The following is a 691-nucleotide window of genomic DNA, read 5'->3' as shown; positions in this document are numbered from 1 at the left end:
GGCCGCAGAGTCAACCAGCAAGTGCAAAATTATAAAACGTATTTGAAGAATTCACACTTTGGAGTAGAAAAGTTTAATTTTTCTCTCGGTCTTTCGTTCAATTTCTTTTGTATCGACATAATTCTCTTGTCTGTGTAATGTTCAAACGAATCCTTTTTCGGTATATATTGTCTGATTAGTTTATTTGTATTCTCAATAGCTCCCTTTTGCCAAGAACAATATGGATCAGCGAAGTATACGGGCACGCCCAAGAACTTGGTAATGTCCTTATGTGCTGCAAATTCAGGTCCGTTGTCTGTTGTAATGGTCTTCAGACAGTCCTTGTATGGTGGCAGCAGTTTCCTAACTACCTTTGCCAGAGGCTTTGACTGCTTTCCAAATGGCAGTTTCTGCATAAGCAGCATATTGGTGGATTTCTCTACCAGTGTGAGTATGGTATGCTGGTCAGGGTCTACGATCAAGTCCATCTCAAAATCTCCGAATCTCTTCCCGTCAACTTCCTTACTTCTTTCATGGATACTCAACCTGTCTTTAATTGGAAGATGTCTGCCCTTGGGACGATGTCTGTATTTCATCTTATGCCTTGTGTGTTTGGCAAGTTCCCCTGTTGTATCATTATGAATGATATTATAAATGGATTGGTGGGACACCTTTATTCCCTCATTCTTGCGCAGATAACCTGATATTTGTC

Annotated in this window: 1 protein-coding gene; it reads right to left on the bottom strand. The window is 40.4% G+C overall.

Translation table 11 applies throughout. From position 1 onward, the window contains the following. Nucleotides 1–29 precede the first annotated feature (29 nt). The coding region (locus tag E0E16_RS09835) for an IS30 family transposase (protein ID WP_130829720.1) at nucleotides 30–691 on the bottom strand (662 nt) is incomplete at its 5' end.

The sequence above is a fragment of the Prevotella rectalis genome (assembly GCF_900607215.1).
Taxonomy (GTDB): Bacteria; Bacteroidota; Bacteroidia; order Bacteroidales; family Bacteroidaceae; genus Prevotella; species Prevotella brunnea.
The sequence above is the reverse complement of the archived record's forward strand: the minus strand, read 5'-3'. Positions and strand labels throughout refer to the sequence as shown.